20 protein-coding genes are annotated in these 21,739 nt (G+C 47.1%); 8 read left to right on the top strand and 12 right to left on the bottom strand.

Annotated features, from left to right (window positions below; genetic code table 11):
* Positions 1 to 99: 99 nt before the first annotated feature.
* On the bottom strand, positions 100 to 822 hold the full coding sequence (locus tag U2F10_RS12320) for a response regulator transcription factor (protein ID WP_006514738.1): 723 nt from the start codon (positions 820 to 822) through the stop codon (positions 100 to 102).
* Between the two features lie 630 nt (positions 823 to 1,452).
* On the opposite strand from U2F10_RS12320, the gene U2F10_RS12315 reads away from it, so the two are divergent.
* On the top strand, positions 1,453 to 2,076 hold the full coding sequence (locus U2F10_RS12315) for a CPP1-like family protein (RefSeq protein ID WP_163668783.1): 624 nt from the start codon (positions 1,453 to 1,455) through the stop codon (positions 2,074 to 2,076).
* 172 nt (positions 2,077 to 2,248) lie between these two features.
* On the opposite strand, the gene U2F10_RS12310 is transcribed toward U2F10_RS12315, so the two are convergent.
* Positions 2,249 to 3,058 carry a hypothetical protein gene (locus tag U2F10_RS12310; RefSeq protein ID WP_163668781.1) on the bottom strand — a complete coding sequence of 270 codons (810 nt, stop codon included), beginning with the start codon at positions 3,056 to 3,058 and terminating at the stop codon, positions 2,249 to 2,251.
* A 223-nt stretch (positions 3,059 to 3,281) separates the two neighbouring features.
* Positions 3,282 to 4,370, bottom strand: a complete 1,089-nt coding sequence (locus U2F10_RS12305) for a Gfo/Idh/MocA family protein (protein WP_163700671.1) — start codon at positions 4,368 to 4,370, stop codon at positions 3,282 to 3,284.
* 154 nt (positions 4,371 to 4,524) lie between these two features.
* On the opposite strand from U2F10_RS12305, the gene U2F10_RS12300 reads away from it, so the two are divergent.
* On the top strand, positions 4,525 to 4,899 hold the full coding sequence (locus U2F10_RS12300; protein ID WP_163668777.1) for a hypothetical protein: 375 nt from the start codon (positions 4,525 to 4,527) through the stop codon (positions 4,897 to 4,899).
* 193 nt (positions 4,900 to 5,092) lie between these two features.
* Here the strand turns inward: U2F10_RS12300 and U2F10_RS12295 are convergent, their stop codons facing one another.
* From U2F10_RS12295 to U2F10_RS12275, 5 genes are all read right to left on the bottom strand, one after another.
* Positions 5,093 to 5,953: a tetratricopeptide repeat protein gene (locus tag U2F10_RS12295; RefSeq protein ID WP_163668775.1), complete on the bottom strand. Its 861-nt coding sequence runs from the start codon at positions 5,951 to 5,953 to the stop codon at positions 5,093 to 5,095.
* Between the two features lie 158 nt (positions 5,954 to 6,111).
* Complete coding sequence (locus U2F10_RS12290; RefSeq protein WP_163668772.1) at positions 6,112 to 6,828, bottom strand: ABC transporter ATP-binding protein; 717 nt, start codon at positions 6,826 to 6,828, stop codon at positions 6,112 to 6,114.
* Between the two features lie 14 nt (positions 6,829 to 6,842).
* A complete protein-coding gene (locus U2F10_RS12285; protein ID WP_163668770.1) occupies positions 6,843 to 8,069 on the bottom strand; it encodes an ABC transporter permease in 1,227 nt (408 codons plus the stop codon).
* A 157-nt stretch (positions 8,070 to 8,226) separates the two neighbouring features.
* A complete protein-coding gene (locus tag U2F10_RS12280; protein WP_163668768.1) occupies positions 8,227 to 9,516 on the bottom strand; it encodes a glucose-1-phosphate adenylyltransferase in 1,290 nt (429 codons plus the stop codon).
* Between the two features lie 426 nt (positions 9,517 to 9,942).
* Complete coding sequence (locus U2F10_RS12275; RefSeq protein WP_499060821.1) at positions 9,943 to 11,325, bottom strand: serine hydrolase; 1,383 nt, start codon at positions 11,323 to 11,325, stop codon at positions 9,943 to 9,945.
* A 425-nt stretch (positions 11,326 to 11,750) separates the two neighbouring features.
* Here U2F10_RS12275 and gatA point away from each other — a divergent pair, with 425 nt between their 5' ends.
* The 3 genes from gatA to ilvC all read left to right on the top strand — a co-directional run bounded on the left by gatA (position 11,751) and on the right by ilvC (position 15,850).
* Positions 11,751 to 13,196: an Asp-tRNA(Asn)/Glu-tRNA(Gln) amidotransferase subunit GatA gene (gene gatA, locus U2F10_RS12270; protein WP_006514728.1), complete on the top strand. Its 1,446-nt coding sequence runs from the start codon at positions 11,751 to 11,753 to the stop codon at positions 13,194 to 13,196.
* Positions 13,197 to 13,658: 462 nt separating this feature from the next.
* The gene (locus tag U2F10_RS12265; protein ID WP_163668762.1) at positions 13,659 to 14,525 is read left to right on the top strand and encodes an Npun_F0296 family exosortase-dependent surface protein; all 867 of its coding nucleotides are present in this window, start codon (positions 13,659 to 13,661) and stop codon (positions 14,523 to 14,525) included.
* Positions 14,526 to 14,854: 329 nt separating this feature from the next.
* Positions 14,855 to 15,850 carry a ketol-acid reductoisomerase gene (gene ilvC, locus U2F10_RS12260; RefSeq protein ID WP_163668760.1) on the top strand — a complete coding sequence of 332 codons (996 nt, stop codon included), beginning with the start codon at positions 14,855 to 14,857 and terminating at the stop codon, positions 15,848 to 15,850.
* Positions 15,851 to 16,019: 169 nt separating this feature from the next.
* Here ilvC and U2F10_RS12255 read toward each other — a convergent pair whose 3' ends face one another.
* Both U2F10_RS12255 and U2F10_RS12250 read right to left on the bottom strand, forming a co-directional pair.
* Positions 16,020 to 16,190 carry a hypothetical protein gene (locus tag U2F10_RS12255; RefSeq protein WP_163668758.1) on the bottom strand — a complete coding sequence of 57 codons (171 nt, stop codon included), beginning with the start codon at positions 16,188 to 16,190 and terminating at the stop codon, positions 16,020 to 16,022.
* 181 nt (positions 16,191 to 16,371) lie between these two features.
* Positions 16,372 to 17,214, bottom strand: a complete 843-nt coding sequence (locus U2F10_RS12250; protein WP_499060275.1) for an Npun_F0296 family exosortase-dependent surface protein — start codon at positions 17,212 to 17,214, stop codon at positions 16,372 to 16,374.
* A gap of 661 nt (positions 17,215 to 17,875) precedes the next feature.
* Here U2F10_RS12250 and U2F10_RS12245 point away from each other — a divergent pair.
* The 3 genes from U2F10_RS12245 to U2F10_RS12235 all read left to right on the top strand — a co-directional run bounded on the left by U2F10_RS12245 (position 17,876) and on the right by U2F10_RS12235 (position 20,524).
* Entirely contained in the window at positions 17,876 to 19,246 is a 1,371-nt protein-coding gene (locus U2F10_RS12245) for a hypothetical protein (protein ID WP_499872258.1), read from the top strand.
* 31 nt (positions 19,247 to 19,277) lie between these two features.
* Positions 19,278 to 19,808 (top strand): hypothetical protein, encoded by a 531-nt coding sequence (locus U2F10_RS12240; RefSeq protein WP_163668752.1) that lies wholly within the window; start codon positions 19,278 to 19,280, stop codon positions 19,806 to 19,808.
* A gap of 68 nt (positions 19,809 to 19,876) precedes the next feature.
* Positions 19,877 to 20,524: a hypothetical protein gene (locus U2F10_RS12235; RefSeq protein ID WP_163668750.1), complete on the top strand. Its 648-nt coding sequence runs from the start codon at positions 19,877 to 19,879 to the stop codon at positions 20,522 to 20,524.
* Positions 20,525 to 20,713: 189 nt separating this feature from the next.
* On the opposite strand, the gene U2F10_RS12230 is transcribed toward U2F10_RS12235, so the two are convergent.
* Complete coding sequence (locus tag U2F10_RS12230; RefSeq protein WP_163668748.1) at positions 20,714 to 20,917, bottom strand: hypothetical protein; 204 nt, start codon at positions 20,915 to 20,917, stop codon at positions 20,714 to 20,716.
* A 98-nt stretch (positions 20,918 to 21,015) separates the two neighbouring features.
* A complete protein-coding gene (locus U2F10_RS12225; RefSeq protein ID WP_163668746.1) occupies positions 21,016 to 21,735 on the bottom strand; it encodes a M15 family metallopeptidase in 720 nt (239 codons plus the stop codon).
* Between the last annotated feature and the right edge of the window lie 4 nt (positions 21,736 to 21,739).

The raw sequence follows: 21,739 nt of genomic DNA, 5'->3' as shown, positions 1-21,739 counted from the left end.
TACAGAATGGCTCTGTAGCCGTCAAAGGTGATGTCAAAAATTAGCGAGAATGGGGAGTGGATTAAGCCTTTGCGTAACAAGAGACCCACCCCCATGTTTTTATCCTTCAGCTACCTCAGCGCCTGTTGCAGGAGGCTCAAACTTATAGCCAACGCCACGAACAGTTTGAATTAATGTGGGCTGATTGGTATCAATCTCAATTTTTTTGCGAATCTGACCAATATGGACATCCACAACTCGCTGATCGCCGACATATTCATAGTCCCAAACTTTTTGAATCAGTTCGGTACGCCGCCATACTCGGCCAGGATGGCTAGCAAGGAAGTGCAGTAGGTCGAATTCCAACGCCGTTAAGGGAACCAACTGGCTTTCAAGGGTGACCTCTCGGCGGATTGGATCAATGGCCAGGGAGTTGAAGGTGAGACATTGCTGCTCAGCCGCTGTCACTGGTCGCTGACGCTTGAGAATTGCCCCGACCCGTACCTCAAGTTCACCTAAGCTAAATGGCTTAGTAATGTAATCATCAGCCCCTTGATTGAAACCATGAATCTTATCTGATTCATCGGTACGACTGGTAAGCATCAATACAAAAACACCTGTGCGTGATTGCATCTCTTTACACAGGTCGTAGCCATTGGCATCGGGTAAATTAACATCCAAGATGACTAAATCTGGATTGAACTGTTCAAACACAGCCAGAGCATGCTTCCCATCCTCAGCAGACTCCATTTCATAGGTCTGCTTCGCTAAAAATCTGTGAATAAGATTGCGAATGGCTGGGTCGTCGTCAACAACTAAAATTTTGGCAGAGGCCGTGGTCATAATCCTTACACCAAAAAATACGAATCTAGGTAAAAAGGTAAAAATAAATCTGACGTTGCTAATCCCAGAAAGACTTTAATCTGAGAAGGTCTGACAAACGGCACCCATTCTAGATCGATTCATTCTACAAATCAGCAACGGCATAAATCCTAGTAAGATTTAGACTGCCCGTGAAAGCACGTCTAAAGTCCTATTTCACAAGTTTTCAATAACTTCAGAGAAGTTTTACAGAGCTTCCACACCTTATCAAAGAATTCTGCTAAAAACAGCTGGTTAATTGGCACTATAGATAGCCACACCTGTAAGTTTATTGAAATATATTGAACTTATCGGTTGGGAATGTAAGCAGTGCATTATAAACATATGCACCAGTTCTCAATATAGATACCGTAGTTGCCAGTCATTATAAGGATGCGACCGTTATAGACAAAGAAACTTCTAAAAAGTTATCTGACATTTCTGTCATCCTCAGCTTGTTTTTTTTTCAGGATGGTTAAACTGATAGTTATTATTGGCAATGGTGCCAGTTGGCAATGGTGTTTTGATGTACAGTGCACTATTTGCCACAGGTGTACGTCATATCACTATTTGTAATCGTCGTAATGGCCACCGTACATATCAGGTGTCGAAATGAATGAGAGCAACTACAAAACGTTGGGATTAGATGAGTCCTCCTCCTTTGAAGAAGTGCAGGTTGCGCGTAAGCGACTTTTAGAAGAGTGCGATGAAAACAATCCCCAACAAAAGGAGGCCATTGAGGCTGCCTACGACGCCATTTTGATGGAACGGCTGCGAATGCGGCAAGAAGGCAAAATTAAGGTACCTGACCGAATTCGGTTTGCTGAAAAAGCAGCTGAGTCATCATCATCGTCATCGAAGGTATCTTTGCCTGCGCCCCAGCCTCCTAGTTGGCTTCAGGACTGGCTGGATACTCCAAGTCGGGACGATATTTTATGGCCATCGGTTACGTTTTTAGCTTTAGCAGCCCTAGGGTGGTTTTCAGCCAATAGTGCGGCGACTGCCTTGGGTTTCTCAGTGGCAGCGACTATTTACTTTCTCAATCGCAAAGAGCGTAAGTTTTGGCGTTCGTTTGGGTTTGCAGCTGGCGGTTTACTAGTGGGTGTTTTGCTGGGGCTGTTGATGATTAGCTTAATTGGTCAGCAAAGTCTGGGGTTAACACCAGAGCGCCTAAATGCGGTGGTGGCGATCATGACTATGACACTTTTGTGGTTTATCAGTAGCTTTCTGCGGTAGGGCTGATTTCAGCGTCAAGTTTAGGTCTAACCCAGGCATCCTAACTGATGGGAATGGATATCGAAGGGCATCCACAAGGGAGTGCCCCTACAAGATGGTTCATTCTCAGAAAATTTAGAACGTTAAAATGGCTGTTGAGCAATGATTAAGGTCTACTCAACAGCCATTTTTTTTAGACTAACTTTGCTGTGCGTTGCATGGCTGCTGCGATCGCTTGATTACTAGATTTGGCCACATAGCAATTGCCTGCATAACGGTCAATATGGCGAAAGATACCAATGGGTGACACGATGCGGCAGGTGTAGAATTCAACAGCAAACTTCCCATTCGGTAAGCTGTGTACCCTTGGAGTTAATGTTTTAGGCTGATCCATACGCCACTGCCAGTCCCGCTGTGAGGGGACAGTGCCGATCAGTCGATGATAATGCCAACGGTAGAAACGACCGCAGCGGCCAAATTCTTGCAATTCTCGCTGTAGAACAGACGCAATTAAAAAGGAACTCGGTGTGAAATTGCCGGTTATGGCATTCATATAATTATGCAGCGCCCCCTCTGGGTAGGGAGGCGTATTATGGTCACCAGCCAGGACTAAGGCGGCTTCCAGATGGGACGTGGTACTCAGTGCATTTGCCATAGCCCAGGTAACTGCACCACCATGGTTAGTATTGGCTCGTCTAATACGGTAGAGATAGGTAACTAGGCAGTAGTCAGGTTTGAGCGCAATGCCCGGTAGATTTTTAAGGGCAGTGCTCGCATCAGCGGTACTAATAAACCATCGACCATTGGCATTGGGCGTTGATCCTTCAGTATGGACAATTCCCCCTTTGCGAAACAGGTTGCTTAAAGTAGCGAGTGAGTCAGGCTCAGGCTCGTCTGCAACTACAGCACTGGGCGCATGTTCACAAGCTGGTAATACCAGTTGCTGCTTAAGCGAGCGTCTGAGGGCTTGTACGGAACTAATGGGAAATTGTTGCGACGACATGGCTGTGGATGACCTGTATCCTCAACGAGCTACGCATCATCATCAATGTATATTACTCAGTACGTGACGGGTTATCCCGTTTAGTTAGGCTATTGTTGCCATAGGACAAGCCATGATCTAAAGAGATAGATAGTATGCGTTTTTGTAATGATCGAATTCTTTAGCTGGCTTGTCTAGATACTTTTGGCTCCAATACCTCAGCAATTTTCATTAGATAAATGAATTAATTGGGGACTGTTAGCCAAGTTTTTTGACTATGGGCCTGGTGGGTAAGATCCATCAGTAATTGTGAATAGACACCCTCTGCGAGAGAAGGAGCTAAAGATTGTTGCTTATCAATACATGATACCCAGTGATCCACTACCCGTATAAAAGGCGCAAGCCTGCCATCATCGTAAAGTTTGGGAAATGCAAGATGGTCTGGAATTTCCAGCTCAGTTAGGGGCTCACCCGCTTGGCTACCAGATAGTGTAAACCCATGAATGTAATCTTTTTGGTTAGCATTACCGAGTACCAAAGTACCCTTATCACCATAGACTTCAACCCAGTGCCCTCGCCCAGCCATGGCTACAGCGCTTAGGGTTACCTGCACAGGAGTCCCATCGGCTAGCTCCAGGCTAATGCTGCAGGTGTCGTCAGAATCAACGGGCTTATAGTCACCCGATACTGGATCAGGACGCTGGGTAATGGTGGTACTCAGATTGGCAGATAACCGTTTGACTGGCCCAAACAACCAGTCGACATAGTCAAACATATGGGAGCCAATGGACCCCAATGCTCCACCGCCTTGATCTTTGCGAGCATACCAGTTCCAAGCCCGTTCAGGATTGGCTCGACTACCGGCAATCCAATCTATTTTAATGAGACGCTTTTGCCCAACGTAGCCTGCTTGGAGAAGTTCTGCTAAGTGTTGCCAGGCAGGGATAAATCGAAACTCAAAGTCCATGACAGCGGCCACATTATGCTGTTGCGCTAGGGCATGGAGCTCTTGAGCTTCCTGAATATTAAGGGCGGTGGGCTTTTCTAACAGTAGGTGTTTACCCGCTTTTAGCACCGCTGATGCCATGGGGTGGTGGGCAAACGGTGGAGTCGCCACACTGACGGCCTGAACCTGGGGCAGGGAGACAACCTCCTCAAGGGTGTCACAGCCATGGGGAATGCCATGGTGTTGGGCAATGGCTTGGGCTTGGTTGCGATCGCGATGATACACCGCCACCACCTCGGTGCGATGGTGAGCTTTAAACCCTGGAATATGGATTTTTTGGCCAAAGCCTGTGCCAATAACAGCAACGCCAATGGATGCCTGAGTCATAGTGCAACGAAAATTAGACAGTAGTAAAAGTTCAGAAAGGCAGACAACCTCTTTGACTACATAGCCTAGCGATAAGCGGGGACACAGCGCTAGCGGCCACTGCTGAGCGTATAATAAGGGTTATTAACAGAACTTTACACAATACGGCCTAGCCATGACCTACTACTACTTGTTTACGCCTCCCTACTTTTTTATGGTGGCCGGTCTTTTGATCGCAGTGACGTCAGGGGCCGCCTTTAGTGCCGTCCTCAAAGACATCGTAGAGGCCTGGCGTAAAACGCGTTCATCTGAAGTAGTTGCTAAGCTGGGTGGTTTGAATATTCAACTGCCATTTTTGGGGATTTGTGCTGGCACCGCCATCTTTTTGGCGTCAGGTTTAGGCTGTTTTGGTACCCCCATCTGGCTGTCCTATGCTACAGCGGCTCCTCTCACATTCCTGAGTGCAGGCCTGGTATGGCGACAGTTAAAGAGTAATCTGGCCCTATTGGAAAGCGGCCAGGCTCGTGCATTCGAGTTGGATTTCTTTTAGCTAGGCGATTGATTGGGGTGATCCCGTAAGGGCATCCCCTTGTGGGTGCCCCAGATTTGAAGGATGGGTAAACTATCACCCTTAGATCATTCTTGCCGACAACGGATTTTATTCACCAGGGCACAGGGGTAGCCACAAGGGCGACCCCTACAAAAACGCAAAAATAAATTTAGGTGACCAATCAGGGCGGCTCCTACTGGCGGATGCGGTCTAACTGGGCTTGAGTGTTAGTTATCCACTGGTTACGGCCCTGGTTAATGTATAAGCCAAGGGCCTGTTGCAAGACTTGTTCAGCTTCATCAGTCCGTCCTAGTTCTGCCAGGGCTAGACCTTTAGAATAGTAGGCATGGCCAAAGGTGGGATATAGCTGAATCGCTCGATCAAAATGTTCAAGGGCAACAGCTGATTCACCGCGACCAAAGTGGGTAATCCCAAGGTTGTAGTGAGCTTCAGGATAGTTACTATCCAAACTAATGGCTGTTTCAAGGGCTTGTACAGCCCCATCTAATTGGTTTTGTTGTAGGTAAATCAGCCCAATTTGATAGTGAACTTCTGGCGCTTGAGGACTGTACTCTACCGCTTTTAAGAATGAATCGAGGGCCACAGGTAGCTTGCCCTGACGACGCTGAACTAACCCCAGGTTGTAATGGCCAATCCCCAACTGGGGTTCCAAGGTAACCGCTCGTTGTAAGTAGCTCTCTGCTTGCTCTAGATTGCCTCCATCCAGTAAGGCAGCACCTAGATTTACGTAAGCCATCGTAAACTGATCATCAGCCTGGGTTGCCTGCCAAAAGGCATCGGCCGCTGCCTGCATTTGGCTCTGTTCACGATAGGCAAGACCCAGGTTATAGTGGGCAATGGCTAATGTTGGATCAAGGGCAACAGCACTCCGGAAGGCTGAGATCGCATCGTCTAGTTGCCCCTGTTGCACATGGATAACACCTTGCTCTAAGGCCGCCTCAGCGCTCTGAAAATCCTGAGCAAGCGTTGGTTTGGCGGCAGTAATGCTTAATGCCATTAACAGTGGCAGTCCGTAGCGATGACCTAGGTTCATGATTTGGTCTCCCTGAGTTGCTACTTAGTGAGCAATATCGGTACACGATCTATGTCTTACAGTCAATCCTTACTTAAGGATATGAAATAATACGTGGGATGGTCCATAGCCTACCATCTAATCCTGATTACTCTACCTTGGTTTGTCAGTAATTTCCCTTACTCGACTAATGTTCCATAGCTAACATCGTCAGGGTTCATATGGGTATGAATAACTTCGCCGTCGCGAAACCAGACTACTCGCTCGGTTAGCCTGGCCACTGCCGGTTCGTGAGTGACCATCACCACCGTAATTCCACTGTGATTGAGCTCGGCAAAAATGGTCATCACCTCTTCAGTGGTGGTGGTATCTAGAGCACCGGTTGGTTCATCAGCCAGCAGCAAGAGGGGGCGATTAACAATTGCGCGTGCGATCGCAACTCGCTGTTGTTGTCCCCCTGATAATTGGCTGGGTTTATTATGCAGCCGATTGCCCAGCCCCACTTGTTTGAGAGCACTGGCTGCCCGTTCACGCCGTTCGGCAGCGGGAGTGCCAGCGTACACCATGGGCAGAGCCACGTTATCCAAGGCACTGAGTTGGGACAGCAGATGAAACTGCTGAAACACGAAGCCAATTTTGCGATTGCGAATCATCGCCAGGGTGTCATCGTCCAGCTGGGCCACATCCTGACCATCAAAAAAATAGTGACCCTGAGTAGGACGATCCAGACAACCAATCACATTCATTGCCGTAGACTTGCCTGAACCCGAAGGTCCCATAATGGCGCAATAGTCTCCCTGGGTAATGGACAGGTTGACATCCCACAGGGCTTTTACTTCCGTATTGCCACTGCCGTAGACTTTGGAAATGTTGCGAAGGTCGATGAGGGAGGGCATGGGGACAATAAATTTTAAATACTTCTCAGCGCCACAATCGGATCTAACTTGGCAGCTTGACGGGCAGGAATAACGCCGAAGAATAGGCCAATGCTGCCAGATACGCCGACGGCGATGACAATGACGCTGACTGAAGCGGAGGATTCGAAGGGGGTGAGGATACTCAGCAGACTGATGCCGCTGACGCCCAGCAGGGTGCCGATGATACCGCCAGCGGCGGAGAGAATAATAGCCTCGATTAAAAATTGCACGAGGATATCTTGCTGAGATGCGCCAATGGCTTTGCGGAGGCCAATTTCTTGGGTACGTTCGCGGACGGAGACTAGCATGATGTTCATGATGCCGATGCCACCAACCAGGAGAGAAATGCTTGCGATCGCAGCTAACATCAGAGTCAACGCGCTGGTAATCGTATCGGCAATGGTGAGCAGCGTATCCTGGTTTTGAATAAAAAAGTCGTCATCTTCAGGTCGAGTAATGCCATGGCGCAGCCGCAGCAGATTGGTAATCTGAAATTCTGCTGTTTGCATACTGGCGGCATCACGGGCTGTTGCTGAAATAAAACCAACCTCGATGCCGAAGGGAGACGTGCGGCCCACAAGGCGACTTGCTTGGGTGGTCAGGGGAACCATCACGGCATCATCATAGTTAACGCCCAAGTTCGACCCTTGAACCGCTAGTACACCGATAACTTCAAAGGAAACATCATTGATGCGGAGTGACTGTCCAAGGGGCACTTGATCGTCAAACAGACGGTTAGCCAGGGAGTTGCCTAAAACAGCAACCGCACTGGTACGCTCCATATCTAGATCAGAAATAAAGCGCCCTTGGTCTGTATCGAAGTTGCGGACATTAATAAAGGCTGGGTTAGTGCCAATCACACTGACATTGGCATTGCGATTGAGAAATGTGGCCAAGCCAGGGGTGGTGTTTTCAGCCGCAACATCAATCACCGAAGGGACCTGTTCTGCAATGGCATTGGCATCCTCCAGGACAAGGTTACGGGTAATTTCCAAACCGCCCAGTTCACGGGTTTCTCGGTTGCCTGGCAAGATAAATAAAATGTTGGGGCCTAAGCTTTGAATTTGCTCATTGATGTAGCGACGTCCCCCATCGCCTAACCCCACCATTGAGATGACTGACGCATTGCCAATGATGATGCCTAACATCGTCAAGGTACTGCGAAGCTTGCTGGCAGTCAGGGTTTTGATTGCCATTTTGAAACTTTCGCGAAGATCCATCTTTAAACCGTTGCAGGGTAGGCATTGCCCACCAAAGAGCTACACCACTAGAATAAACCTAAGATTCAATAACGACATTTATTACGAAAGGCCCCCAGTGATGGGGGCCTTTTTGCAACATTTAATACCCGTGAATGGTGGGCAGTCCCCACTACGGCTAAATAATCATGCCGTCAGGAATTACCGCATTTTTGAGAACAACGACGATACCACTACGGATGTAAAATCCGAGATCTTCCCGCTCAGCTTCTTGAATGTTTTCTTTATTGACAATTTTCACATTCCGGCCAATGCGAGCATTTTTGTCAACAATGGCCTGTTTGATAATCGTGCCTTCACCAATGCCCACCGGTACTTTGCCACGGGTCAAGTGCTGATGACTCTCAGTTGCAGACTCATAGTAGTCAGAGCCCATGAGTAATGCATGATCAATCTCACAGTTTGCTCCAATGCGCTGACGCAGACCAATCACCGTGCGATTAATGAGGCAATCTTTAAGGATGCAACCATCCCCCACAATGGACTCAGTAATCTTACAATCGAGAACTTTGCTCGGGGGAAGATAGCGAGCGCGAGTATAAATTGGAGCGTCTTCTTCGTAGAAACTAAATGGGGGTCGAGGCTGTTGAGTAAGCGCTAGATTGGAATTGAAAAAGGCTTCAATAGTCCCAATATCTTCCCAGTAATCATCAAACAGATAGGCCTGAATATTGTAGTCACGGGCAGCGCCTGGAATAATCTCCTTACCAAAGTCCGTCTGTTCGGGAGAACGGCGTAGTAAATCAATCAGTGTCTGTTTCTTAAATACGTAGATACCCATGGAAGCAATAAAAGGCTTCTCTTTTGCCTCTTCAGGGTTCAGACCGAGGGTGCATGTATTCACCTTCATAGCTTCCAAGGCATCACCCTTGGGCTTCTCATTGAAATCAACGATACGACCGGAGCCATCGATCTTCATTAGACCGAAGCTAGACGCAACTTTGTAGCCGACGGGAACGACCGAAAGAGTGACATCAGCGCCAGTGCTGCGGTGGCGCTCCACAAACAGACTGTAATCCATACGGTAGAGATGATCGCCTGAAAGGATGACAATTTCATCCACATCCCAGCTTTCGAATAGCCATAGATACTTACGGACGGCATCGGCAGTTCCTTGGAACCAGCTAGGACTTTCAGGGGTTTGCTGGGCAGCCAGCACTTCCACAAAACCATCACTGAATTGAGAAAAGTTGTAGGCGCGAGTGATATGTCTGTTGAGCGATGCTGAATTAAACTGAGTGAGAACGTAGATTTTTAATATTTCTGAGTTGATACAGTTACTAACTGGAATATCAATTAACCGATATTTACCTGCTAGGGGAACTGCGGGCTTTGCACGAAACTTCGTTAAAGGGTAGAGGCGAGTGCCAGCACCACCGCCAAGAATAATTGAAAGAACTCTTTTCACAGGCTCGTCTCACTAGCGCAGTTTATTAATTCATTATTTAGTTTGAGGGTGTATCCAATCCTTGACAAGAGGCTGAAACAAATTATTTTTGGGTTTGTGTCCTGAGATACTCGATAGTTGGAATCACCTTAAGCCTATTCCTATCAACGCCATAAGTTGGGCAAATATATATAAAAGCCCTAAGCCTCACAGCTATTATTCCAAGCAGTGCAGCACTTTAACGATGGTTAACCTCAAGCGTCATACCTAGTCACTAAAACGGACAATTCACACCGCTGATAGCCAGTTTTTTCATGGAGAAAATGACTAGAAAAATTGATTTCTATACATAATAAAAATGCCATAGCCCAAACATCTATGTTCTAATTTTCATTAGAACATTAGTGCCTTCTATGGGCTCAGCTTGAAAAAGTGAATGACTAATTTTTAAATTTTTTGAGCGATTTTAGAGGTGAATTGTTGATCTAAAGGACCATTATCTAGCACATGGCGAGCCGCATCTCGGATAATCTGACGCAGTCGGAATTGATTGGCGCTTTTATCAATGGTGACGGTCATGACATAGCGCTCTTCACCGACCTTGAACGCCACGGTGCTGCCAATTACTGAAGAGTTTTGCCCGGTTTTCTCACCAATCCAAAAAATATCGGGCTTTTCTCTAACTAGAGCTCGATAACCAAAGTCAAGGTCATACTGACCCACTAATGCGTTGAGAATCTCTTCATCGCTGGCTTTGGTAAAGCTGTAGATGCGCATCATCATCTGAGTTAGCTCATCAGCCGTGCTAACGTTTCGACCAGATCCCATACTTTTGGGAAAGGTGCTACTACCAACGAGTTTGTGGCCCACTGTAGTCTTTGTGAAACCTTCTGCTTTGAGGGCAGCGTTGATGGTGTCGTACCCCAGGTAATCGATCAGCTGATTGGTGGCGATGTTATTACTCTCAGTAATCATTCGCACCATCACCTCTCGCAGGGTGTAGGTCTTGTCAACAAAAATCTTGGCACCCTGGGCATTCTCTGTAAAGTTGCTGGGGTCAATGTAAATTTGATCGTCTAAATTTGCCTGGCCGTTGGTGACCTGATGCATCAAAGCAACGGCAATAGGCAGTTTTACCAAGCTAGCCAGGCTCAGGGGAGGAACATCACCTCGATAGCCCCGACACTCGCTGGTGCCTAGCTGACACAGGGAAATACGGACAGTATTAGGATTGCCCAATGCAGACGCAATCGGTATCAAGAAGTCAGAACGCTGCTGCTCAATGCGACGACTCACAAATGTGGCAACGTTGCTATATTCCTTGAGCTTAGCCTGGGCTTGAGAATATTCTTCTGAATCACTATTGACGGACTCAAGTGCCCAAATTGCTTGTTGCCAGAGGGCTTTTTCCCGTTGGCTCAGTTCAATATTGCTGCCTTGTTTGCGTAGGGATAACGCTTCTTGAGCGAGGGCGATCGCACGCTCATAACCAGACCCCCATTGCTTCTTTTCCAAGACACGCTCCGTCAGACCATGACTAAATCGGGTTAGCGCAATGTAAGGCCGCACCACCCCTTCTGGATTGATCTGGCCCACGGATGCTTGAGCAACCTGGATCGGCGCTGCTGTCGCTGTAGAGTCCGCTTCAATAACTGCACCATCCACGGTTTGTTCTGGAGACCCTGCTAGTGTTCCAGGTGCCACTGCCCATTCGGCAGGTAGTCGGGGGATAACCAGAAACATAACCCCAAGGGTACTGCCGGACAACAGCAACAGTCGCAGCCAGGTCTGACGCCAAATGGGCTTAGGAGTAGAACGAAAAAGGAGCATAAACGATTATGAAACAGAATCAACAATCGCGATGATTATCAGGGAAACAAGCGGGGCCAGTATGGACGTGTCTTTGTAGGACTTAGTTACTAAATACACTAAGTATCCATTAAAGATTTAATAGAAAAATAATAAGAAAGATTGTACCTGGCTACACATTTACCTAAAAACATTCATGGGCAGCTTAGACCTATATCCAGGCTATTACGCCTAAAAGCATTGCTTAGAAAAGCGCTTACTACTACTTTAGTGAACCCACCAGATTGATCCGAAAAATTAACGTCGTCAGAGTAAATTTTCGTGGTAGAAACGCTATTTATCATGGGCATGATGAATTCTGTAGCTGGCTGACCCATTAGTCCCATTGCCGCCATTCCCACCTATACTGTTAGCTTGGAATTGCTAGGCATACTGAAGGAGCCCGAATGTCAGTCATCCGCAAGTTGCAGCGACAGCTCACCCAAAAAGAGCGTACTGCGGTTGAAATTACTCAAGCATATCTAGATCGATTGCAGGCGCTAGAGCCTAAATTACATAGTTTTTTGGCTGTAACGGCTGATAAGGCATTGGCTCAGGCCCAGCAGGTAGATAGTGCGATCGCAGCAGGCGAGGCCCTCAGTCCCCTGGCCGGTATCCCCATTGCTCTTAAGGATAACCTTTGCACTAAAGGCATTCGCACCACCTGTGCTTCAAAGATTTTGGAGGGCTTTATTCCGCCCTATGAATCGACAGTAACCCAGCGCTTAGCCGATGCTGGAGCAATTTTCCTGGGTAAAACCAACATGGATGAGTTTGCCATGGGCAGCTCCACCGAAAACTCTGCCTATCAGCTCACTGCCAATCCCTGGGATACAACCCGTGTTCCCGGGGGCTCTTCTGGGGGCTCTGCTGCTGCCGTAGCTGCTGATCAGGCCCCGATTTCCCTGGGGTCAGATACGGGGGGATCTATCCGTCAGCCTGCGGCCTATTGTGGTGTGGTGGGGATGAAGCCCACCTATGGGTTGGTGTCCCGCTACGGATTGGTGGCCTTTGCCTCATCGTTGGATCAGATTGGTCCCTTTAGTCGTACGGTGGAGGATGCCGCGATTTTGCTGGGTGCGATCGCAGGCCATGACACCAAAGATTCCACCAGCTTGAATGTCAAGATTCCTGACTATACCCAGCACCTAAAAACCGACCTCAAAGGCAAGCGCATTGGTTTGATTAAAGAAACCTTTGGCGAAGGTCTGGACGGTGATGTGGCCCAGGCCATGGAGGCGGCCATTGAGCAAATGAAGGACCTGGGGGCCAAGATTGTTGAAATTTCCTGTCCCAACTTCAAATATGGTCTGCCCACCTATTACATCATCGCCCCGTCAGAAGCCTCATCAAACCTGGCTCGCTATGACGGTGTTCGCTACGGTCAGCGGGCTGAGACCGACAACCTGCTGTCCATGTACAAACAAACCCGAGCTGAAGGGTTTGGCGCAGAAGTGAAACGTCGCATCATGATCGGCACCTATGCCCTCTCTGCCGGTTACTATGACGCCTATTATCTCCAGGCACAAAAGGTGCGCACCCTGATCAAGCAAGATTTTGAAGCCGCATTTAAAGACGTGGATGTGTTGCTCACCCCCACGGTACCCAGCACCGCCTTTAAAGCCGGAGATAAAGTGAACGACCCCCTCAGCATGTATTTGTCTGACTTGATGACAATTACAGTGAATCTGGCGGGTTTACCCGGTATCAGTCTACCCTGTGGGTTTGATGAGTCTGGGTTACCCATTGGTATGCAACTCATTGGCAATGCCCTGCGAGAAGACACCTTATTTGAAGTAGCATCGGCCTACGAACAAGCCACACCCTGGCATGAAAAGATGCCGCAGGTCTAGGGCAACAACGTAGGACTAAAAAGCTAGACATATCGGTTGATCAAGGGTAACCGGTGAAGAGAATCCACTCTTCACCGGTTACTCTTTTAATTTGCATAAATTGGTTTGAATAAAATTTATGCAATTAGCAAGGCTGACAATAAACTGTGTCTAATCCGAGTCCGAAATAAGACGTAAGCCAATGCTATGGACTCAGTTAAGCTAACTAGAACAAACCTCTTAACCAACAAGTTACTTAAAAGGTTTTCTAAATATATTTACTGACAAATACACGATTGTTGTTTCAATTTAATGTTAATCCTAGAAAAACCAACTAAAGTTCTAATGCGCCTATTTTAGGGGTTTTTCCTGTTAGGGGTGGAGCCCCTTGCTGGTGATACTGATTGCATGCATGTAGCAGAAAGCACATCTGCGACATCCACTCTAAATCATTCATTCAGTATCAAATAAAGCACTCCCACTATGAAGCGTATTTACCAGATGTTGCTGGCTGCAACCGTTGCTGTAGCAGCTCCCCTAACAGTTGCGCCCCTGGCCCAGGCAGACGATTTTGATGATGCATCTTTGCCTGTTTACAGCGAGTTCACCATTGATGGCATCACCGCTAAAGTGACTAAGGGCGTTAACCTGCTCGATGACCCCAACGGTACCCTGGGAGCCTTTTCTGATTTCTATTACAACGAAGGGGTGGTTACCATTGACTTTAATGATCCCAGTGCTCGCGAGTCTGTGGCTGGCAAAGCCAATGCCTATACCTTTGGCGATGAGTCGATGATATTCACCTTTGATAAGGCCCTGGGTGTTGATAGAACAGATGTTAAAAGTGACAAATGGGCACCTACTGGTGCCAATGCTGAGAAAAATACCTCCGATTATTTAGCTGTTTTTCAAGGTAATTCGGTCACTGTTGATTTAGCAAGTAGTCTTAACTACTTTGGAATGAACTGGGGAGCCTTGAGTCCTGAGAACAAGTTTGAGTTCTTGAAAGTTGACGACAATGGCGTTGAAACTAGTCTAGGTTTGTTTGACTATAACAATGTCTTTGGTTCGAGTGACTCTAAGCTGCCCACCCAAGCAGCCCATCACAATAACGAGTACAACGGTTACGTTCACTTCTATGCCAATGAAGTAGACGGTCTGTTTAATCGAATCAAAATTACTCAAACTGGTGGTGGTGGGTTTGAGACCGATAACTATTCCTTCCGCTTTAGCGATAAGTCCTTTGACTTTGAGGAAGGGGAAGATACTGCTCAAACACCTGAACCTGGTATTTTGTTGGGGCTGACTGCTTTCGCTAGCCTGATGATGCGTCGTCGTTTGATGGCATAGGTGTTTTGATCAGCATCTAATAGATTTTTATCGACTGAAAAACCTGTGTGGCTTTGAATATCAAGGCCACACAGGTTTTTAGGGTTATAGCAACCTGCTCATGCATATCTCCACAGGAGAGGCTGCGCCCAGCCATAAATCAGTTCTCAGGGAAGCCTGTAGACATCATGCGTCAGCGACTGACGCATCTTCTAAAGACTTATGTGAATGGATATATCAGTGGCAGGTGGTTTGGTAGGATGAAAGGCTGCACTACTGATTCAGAATGCCGGCGCTGAATTGGGATCTTAAGTTTGGTTACCCGCCGCAAATCAAGGAGAGCTTTCACAATGGCCCAGATGTACTACGACAGCGACGCAAATTTAGATTTACTCAACGGAAAAACCGTTGCCATTATTGGTTACGGCTCCCAGGGACATGCCCATGCCCTGAACCTTAAAGACAGCGGCGTCAACGTCGTTGTGGGTCTCTACGAAGGCAGTCGCTCTAAGGCCAAAGCAGAATCCGCAGGTCTGACGGTTAAGTCCGTAGCGGATGCCGCTGCTGTTGCAGACATGATCATGATTCTGCTTCCCGACGAAGTTCAAAAGACTGTTTACAAAGAGAGCATTGCCCCTAATCTTTCAGCAGGTAACGTACTAGCCTTTGCCCACGGGTTTAACATCAACTTCGCTCAGATCGTTCCCCCCGAAGATGTGGACGTCGTTATGATTGCGCCCAAGGGACCTGGTCACCTTGTACGCCGCACCTATGAGCAAGGCCAAGGTGTACCTGCCCTGTTCGCTGTTTTTCAGGATGCTTCTGGTAAAGGTCGCGACATGGCCATGGCCTATGCCAAGGGCATCGGCGGTACTCGCGCTGGCATTCTAGAGACCACATTCCGTGAAGAAACTGAAACTGACCTCTTTGGTGAGCAGGTTGTTCTATGTGGTGGCCTTAGCGAATTGATTAAAGCTGGTTTTGAAACCTTGATCGAAGCCGGTTACCAACCAGAGTTGGCTTACTTTGAGTGTCTCCACGAAGTAAAACTCATCGTTGACCTGGTGGTTGAAGGTGGTTTGGCCAACATGCGCTACAGCATTTCCAACACGGCTGAATATGGTGACTACACTCGCGGACCCCGCATCATCACCGAAGAAACTAAGAAGGAAATGAAGCAGATCCTCAAAGAGATCCAAACCGGTCAGTTTGCCCGTGAGTTTGTCCTTGAGAGTCAGGCAGGTAACCCTGGGTTTAATGCTATTCGTCGCCGCGAAGCTGAGCACCCCATCGAAGAAGTGGGCAAAGATCTGCGAGCTATGTTTAGCTGGCTGAAAAAAGTCTAAAAACGACTGATCACAGCGGGACGTTTTCCCGAGGGTAGAAGTCAGGAGTCGGGGGGCAAAATATAGGGTCTCACGGACTTCTGACTTCCGATTCACCACCCAGCTGCGCTTTCCCGGTTTAAGTGGATGCCCCATTATTTTTTAATATCGGACGGCATCTTCTGTCCGATTAATATCGAGCGGCATCTTCTGTCCGATTCTGAAACTCTGATGATGTTTGAGTATCTTCCCAAACATCGATTAGCTTTGTGATTAACAAGACCAAACAGGCTAAAGACACACCTAACTTTAGCCAGGTGAACAAACTTGAAAGAATCTCACCATGGTTAAACACTGGCATGGGGTTACTCCTGTGAATAAGAGGCAAAACACTTAATGGCAACGCTGTTGCCTATCGCAGCCATTGAGTGCCAATGAATGAGATGAACCTGTTGGTTAGAAGATAAATAATCTCCTAACAGCTCTTCGAAACGGTTTATCTTTTGTTGATAATGATTTTATTTTTCGGCTGGTCAGGCTAATTAAGCACGGGAAAATCTACACCGTACTATAAACGCCCCAACCACTGCTAAACCTACTACAGTACTAGATTCAGGAACAGTTTCAGGCGTTTGAGGATTGTCGATGTCAGTAACATTGTTGCTCATTCGGAAGGAATGATTATCCGTTTCAAAGCCACTTAGTTGGGTTTGAGAAATAACAATTTGGTTAAAGGTGCTTCCTGTTGTATCGGTATAGAAGTGGACATAGCCATTGCCCTGATTCAATTGGTGGCCAGCTTTTATGGGCAGGATAGGCTCAATGTCACTGGCAGTGAAGGTGCTAATTTTTGTGCCATTATTGAAGAATGATAGCTGGTTGCCATCACTTAAAGATCCCCAATTCATGCCAAAGTAATTGAGTTCTTTGGCAAGGTCGATCGTCACTGAGTTACCTTGGAAAACCGCTAGATAATCCGATACGTTTTTTTCGCCATTGGCACCGGTGGGAGCCCAGCGGTCATTGTAAGTGCCACTATTGTAAATTCCTGTACGGTCACCTGACGTGGTGCTAAGGCTGCTTTCAAATGTGTAGGTAATCAAGTCGCTACCAAAGCTGTAGCTATTGTCTCCTACTTGTGTGGCAGCTGAATTGAAATCGATCGTTGTTGTATTGTCGTCATAAAAATCTGAGAATGCGCCTAATTTACCAGCGCTATCACCAGGGTTTATCCCTTGGGTAGTTTTGGCAGTAATGTCGCCAATGGTGGTCTCACCAAAGATTAAGAGAGCGTCATCGTCAAAATCATTGGCAAGTGCAATATTGCCAGGAGCAACGGATGCTAAAGTCGCAAATGTGCCCAGCGCGAAAGCCTTATAAATCATTTAGATTCTTTATGTGAAAAGCCAAATGCTGAAGATCTGCACCCGTCTCGGCCAGGCTAATCAATATTGAGTTGCTTAATTATGCAAACCTGAGTACTGAAAAGCCAAATGCTGAAGATCTGCACCCGTTTAGCTTATCGATACCCTGTTCAACCTAATCAGGGACAGCACAACGTTGGTTGAATCATAGCCATTAACGTTTTGATTTAGTTAAGGGAATGTAGCCAGTTTTTGATTTCAGTCTTGGCGCTACCACAATCATGATTTTGGTTGCTATAATCTTGAACTTTTCGACAAAAATCATAAAACCATCGAACAATGTGAACTTCTGTAGAGATACATGGCTCTAGAGCACATTAGTCAGCTGAGCTATACCTGGCATAGAAAATGACCCTGGCCGACTTAAATAATTAGCTTCATCTCTAACAATAGGCACCATCGTTCTAGCCATCGCTTTATGGGCGTAGAAAAGAACATTTCTCTCTTCCGCTGGTGTTTTTTAGTAAAGCATCCGTTTTTATTCACAAAGGATTATTGAGAACTATCCCGACCTTCCAGGCCTTTGTCTGAAAATTTCAAAGAAAATACGTCTGATTCAACGATTGGGTGTCTACTGCCATGCTTTGAACATTACACATATATTTGCTCGAGAACTAAAATTGTGTCCAAGCCCCAAAGTAAAGCCCTGCTCAGCTGTTTAACGCTACTTACAACCTATTCTTCAGCGAATTTAGGTTATGGTAAGGCCGCAGAAATCAATGTTGATGCCGATAATAGGTCCGGTGACGATGTACCGGATTTAACCGTTACTCAGCAATCAGATTCTGAGGATGTTTCTGGTGCAACCCTCCATGCCCAAAGCATTCAGCCTGATCATGAAGTACAGCCAGCATTTGCCTCTCAATCAGTTGCCATCACAGGCAATGAAGATATTTCAGCACATGCAACAATAGAAGATAGCAGAGCCGCTAGATTACAGCACCTGGTGGATACAACCACCCGTGATTTACCTTCTGACAACTCTCTGTTGTCAGAAGACATATTAGAGGACATTTCAGAAGATACAGCATCAGCGTTAGCACATAGTGAGGGTGCTATAGAAATCGCTGTTGCAACGGTTCCTGCGGAACAAACGCTTGTAGAGGTATCCACGATTGATGTATTCAATACTGACGCCGTTGATCGTAGTGGAGTCGAAGATGCAGTTGTTTCGGATGAAAATGTAGAGTCTGACTTAGATAGCTCCCTTGAAATTGCCCAATTGCCGCTTGAACCTCCCATTGTGACGCCAAGGTCCCAGGAGCAGAAAGTCATTGAGCAATTACTTGAAGGTGCTCCATCCAGTGCAGATATCCCTACTCCGTATCGTAGTTCTCCAGCGATTACAATTTCTAACCCCTCCGGTTTTGGTGCGGATAACTTTACAGGGTTTATTGGCGTTGGCTATCAAGAAAGAACTCGTTTTGCTAACCAAGACGATGGGGGATTAGTCGTCGGCGTCGGTTTGGGTGATGCCCGTGAAAACATCGGTGTGCAGCTATCCTATACCGTGGCTAGTTTTGGTGGCAGTCGAGATTTTGGCACGGGTGGTTTTAATGCCAAGCTCCATAAGCGATTAGCCGATGATTGGTCAGTGGCGCTAGGCTGGGAAGGTTTTGCCACCACTGGATTTGTTGACTTTGAAGACTCAATTTATGGCTCTGTTTCCCACCTGATTCGTACCCGTGAAAGCATTACCCAGCCGTTTAGTCGCATCGCCTTAACGGCTGGTGTCGGCAACGGTCGTTTTCGCACAGAAGACGACGTTTTTGACGATCGCGATAGTGTTGGCGTCTTTGGTAGCGCAGCTGTGCGCGTGGCAGAACCCGTCAGTGCCATTGTGGAATGGACCGGACAAGATTTAGCTGTGGGACTGTCCATTACACCCTTTAAAGATATTCCAATTGTCCTTCTACCGGCTGTTCGAGACATTACCGGAGCGGGGGATGGTGGCCGATTTGTCATGGGTGCTGGCTTGTCATTTCAACTTTAAATAAAGAGAACTATAGAGGCACGAAATCAACATGCTATTTCTAAAACAGTCAACATCAACGAGTTCCCTTTGGCAGCTTTTGTCAGCTGGTGTGGCAGCAAGCGCAATTATCTGTAGTCCCTCAGTTGGATTAGCCCAGAATCAATCAGATGTGACTGGCCCCAATTTGTCGGATATGACGGGTCCTAATTTATCGGATACCACCGGCACTAACCAGTCGGATACTACAGCGGTTGGTGGAGAACAAATTTTTAGAAATGCCAACGGAGAGTTTGTTAGCCTGGCTGAATTATTTGAAGATTTTTTTGACACCTATGGTGAAGAGCTGGGCATTGATAAAGATGCTAGTTTGTCTGACAAATTAAGGCAGGCCGTTCAAAGCTGTTCTGCTCAAGTGAACAGCGGCACTCGGCGGTTTGCCCGTGATCCAGGCTCTAGTATCCAGCCAGTTTCCCTAGCCTGTGAGGAGTTTAGTCGCTTGGTTCAATCCGCTCAACAATCTTTAAACCAATACAAACAAGCGCGTCCACAATCCAACACAGTGGATCAACGATTGTGGTGAGTGGTATTGGGGTTGCAACGATTACCCAAATAAGATGCATATAAACTTCTCAGAAGGATGATCTAACGATGGGAATTTTTTTTGATTTTATGGCCCAATATGGACGCCGTGTAGCTGTGGGTTTGCTAACAATAGCGGCTACATTGGGGGTGTCGTCGACCGCTACGCAAGCTCAGGAAAGCTTTGGCAATCAAGGCATCCGGCTAGACGTAGACACTATTGTTGAATTTGAGTTTTTAGAATCTAACGGTAGTTATCAATCTACCTTTGGCATTATCAATGTACAAACGGGTGAAAAGTTCCCTATCTACAGTGAAGTTAAAGGGTCCGATGTGCCACAACCTGTAAATAAACCCTCGGATTACCAAGATGATGCCGGTGTGAACAACCGGGATGATTTCCAGGGAACTCCTGGTGTGACCGTGCCTCAACCTTTAGAAGAGTTTCGATTAACAGCAAATACTGAGTATAGCTTTTACTTAGAGTCTTCATTTAATGGGCAACCTGCCGGCATTTTATATTCAACTACCCGGCAAAATGCTGGCAATCGTCAGTATGCTCGATTTGATGGCCCCATAGGAGATGTGATCGATGGTGGTTTGTTGCTGCGCTGGGAGGATGCGGGTGAACTTCTGGTTGGGGCAGAAAATGCCGATTATGACTACGATGATTTTATTGTTCGTATTGGTGGGTATTTGCAATGGGATCAGCCCTAAGGTGATGCAGAACCCCTCCCTGACGGTTCCCCTTACCAAGGGGAACCCTAAGCAGACTATTTGAAACTACTGAATCTTCAGGTTTTTGGCCATTCTCTCTGACTTATGTATACACCGTAGCCAGCATTGGGGGGTGCTCTAATCAAAAGATATTTCTATGATTAAGCAACTGTACTCAGGACTTAGGACTTAAGGCTTTTCTTCAATGATTGGAAAGGCATTGTAAACTTTATGAATGCCTTCCCAGCCGTCTTTTTTTCCGGCGTTTTGTCTAGCAATGTTTTCAGCTGCTTTAACACTGGTGGCGTGAACTGAAACGAGGGTTTTGGTGCCCCATTCGGAAACTACGACATAGTAACAAGAGGTGGGATTGGAAATAGATTGAGACAGCATCAGTGGTAGCCCATGCAACTATATATTCCTCTGTCTCTTGCCAGGGAGGTTATGCATATTCGCTGGCATCCGTAACGAAAGTTTAGCAATACCAAAGCCTATTCAGCGCGGCCATAGTAGGCAAACGCCTTTGAATTATTAGGGGTTTCGTCAACCGTCATCCCTAACCAGGCCCATAGCTGGTCGCCCAGGGAAAAGTGCCACCACTCGTTGGGGTGTTGACGAAACCCAGTCGCCTGCATTGCCTGGGCTAATACGGTGCGATGGTGATGAAATGTTTGGCCATCGAGTTTATCCGCAAAATAGTTGGGATAGGACCGTTCAGAGATTTCGTCAATGTCAGACCCCATATCCACCACCTGCCGCTGGGCATCTACCAGGGTGATGTCGATGGCTGCTCCGGTGCTATGGGGCGGTGGCGTTGCCATGTCATGGCTAGGAGCCGCCCAAAACTGATATACCTGAGCCATCAGTTCTTCCCTAGGTGCGTCGTTAGTTCCCCCCAGTTGCTTACTTTGCCACACCTGCAACAACTGTTCGTAGGTGTAGTTCACCATAAACTGCTGCACAGGAATGGGACGGTAGGCATCAAAGATTTGAATCCGCCAGCCAGGATACCGCTGCTGTAGGTGCACTTGAGCCTGCACTAAAGCCCGTAATACCCCTTCCCGCACATAGTAAGGAGATCGTTCTCCATAGGGAGCCCCCAACATCGCATAGGGATGAGGGTCAACAACTGCAAACTGTTCTAACGGAATTGGTACTAAAGATTCGCCGCATTCTTGAATGGGAATACGTTGGTAGGGCTTAGGGGCCATAAAA

Source organism: Leptothoe sp. EHU-05/26/07-4 (assembly GCF_043421015.1).
GTDB lineage: Bacteria > Cyanobacteriota > Cyanobacteriia > Phormidesmidales > Phormidesmidaceae > Leptothoe > Leptothoe turfae.
This window is presented reverse-complemented; position numbering and strand designations above follow the sequence as displayed.

Excerpts from the sequence above, each read along its gene's own strand:
- U2F10_RS12320 (WP_006514738.1), bottom strand. The coding sequence starts at position 822 with ATGACCACGGCCTCTGCCAAAATTTTAGTTGTTGACGACGACCCAGCC.
- U2F10_RS12315 (WP_163668783.1), top strand. The coding sequence starts at position 1,453 with ATGAATGAGAGCAACTACAAAACGTTGGGATTAGATGAGTCCTCCTCC.
- U2F10_RS12310 (WP_163668781.1), bottom strand. The coding sequence starts at position 3,058 with ATGTCGTCGCAACAATTTCCCATTAGTTCCGTACAAGCCCTCAGACGC.
- U2F10_RS12305 (WP_163700671.1), bottom strand. The coding sequence starts at position 4,370 with ATGACTCAGGCATCCATTGGCGTTGCTGTTATTGGCACAGGCTTTGGC.
- U2F10_RS12300 (WP_163668777.1), top strand. The coding sequence starts at position 4,525 with ATGACCTACTACTACTTGTTTACGCCTCCCTACTTTTTTATGGTGGCC.
- U2F10_RS12295 (WP_163668775.1), bottom strand. The coding sequence starts at position 5,953 with ATGAACCTAGGTCATCGCTACGGACTGCCACTGTTAATGGCATTAAGC.
- U2F10_RS12290 (WP_163668772.1), bottom strand. The coding sequence starts at position 6,828 with ATGCCCTCCCTCATCGACCTTCGCAACATTTCCAAAGTCTACGGCAGT.
- U2F10_RS12285 (WP_163668770.1), bottom strand. The coding sequence starts at position 8,069 with ATGGATCTTCGCGAAAGTTTCAAAATGGCAATCAAAACCCTGACTGCC.
- U2F10_RS12275 (WP_499060821.1), bottom strand. The coding sequence starts at position 11,325 with ATGCTCCTTTTTCGTTCTACTCCTAAGCCCATTTGGCGTCAGACCTGG.
- gatA (WP_006514728.1), top strand. The coding sequence starts at position 11,751 with ATGTCAGTCATCCGCAAGTTGCAGCGACAGCTCACCCAAAAAGAGCGT.
- U2F10_RS12265 (WP_163668762.1), top strand. The coding sequence starts at position 13,659 with ATGAAGCGTATTTACCAGATGTTGCTGGCTGCAACCGTTGCTGTAGCA.
- ilvC (WP_163668760.1), top strand. The coding sequence starts at position 14,855 with ATGGCCCAGATGTACTACGACAGCGACGCAAATTTAGATTTACTCAAC.
- U2F10_RS12255 (WP_163668758.1), bottom strand. The coding sequence starts at position 16,190 with ATGCCAGTGTTTAACCATGGTGAGATTCTTTCAAGTTTGTTCACCTGG.
- U2F10_RS12250 (WP_499060275.1), bottom strand. The coding sequence starts at position 17,214 with ATGATTTATAAGGCTTTCGCGCTGGGCACATTTGCGACTTTAGCATCC.
- U2F10_RS12240 (WP_163668752.1), top strand. The coding sequence starts at position 19,278 with ATGCTATTTCTAAAACAGTCAACATCAACGAGTTCCCTTTGGCAGCTT.
- U2F10_RS12235 (WP_163668750.1), top strand. The coding sequence starts at position 19,877 with ATGGGAATTTTTTTTGATTTTATGGCCCAATATGGACGCCGTGTAGCT.
- U2F10_RS12230 (WP_163668748.1), bottom strand. The coding sequence starts at position 20,917 with ATGCTGTCTCAATCTATTTCCAATCCCACCTCTTGTTACTATGTCGTA.
- U2F10_RS12225 (WP_163668746.1), bottom strand. The coding sequence starts at position 21,735 with ATGGCCCCTAAGCCCTACCAACGTATTCCCATTCAAGAATGCGGCGAA.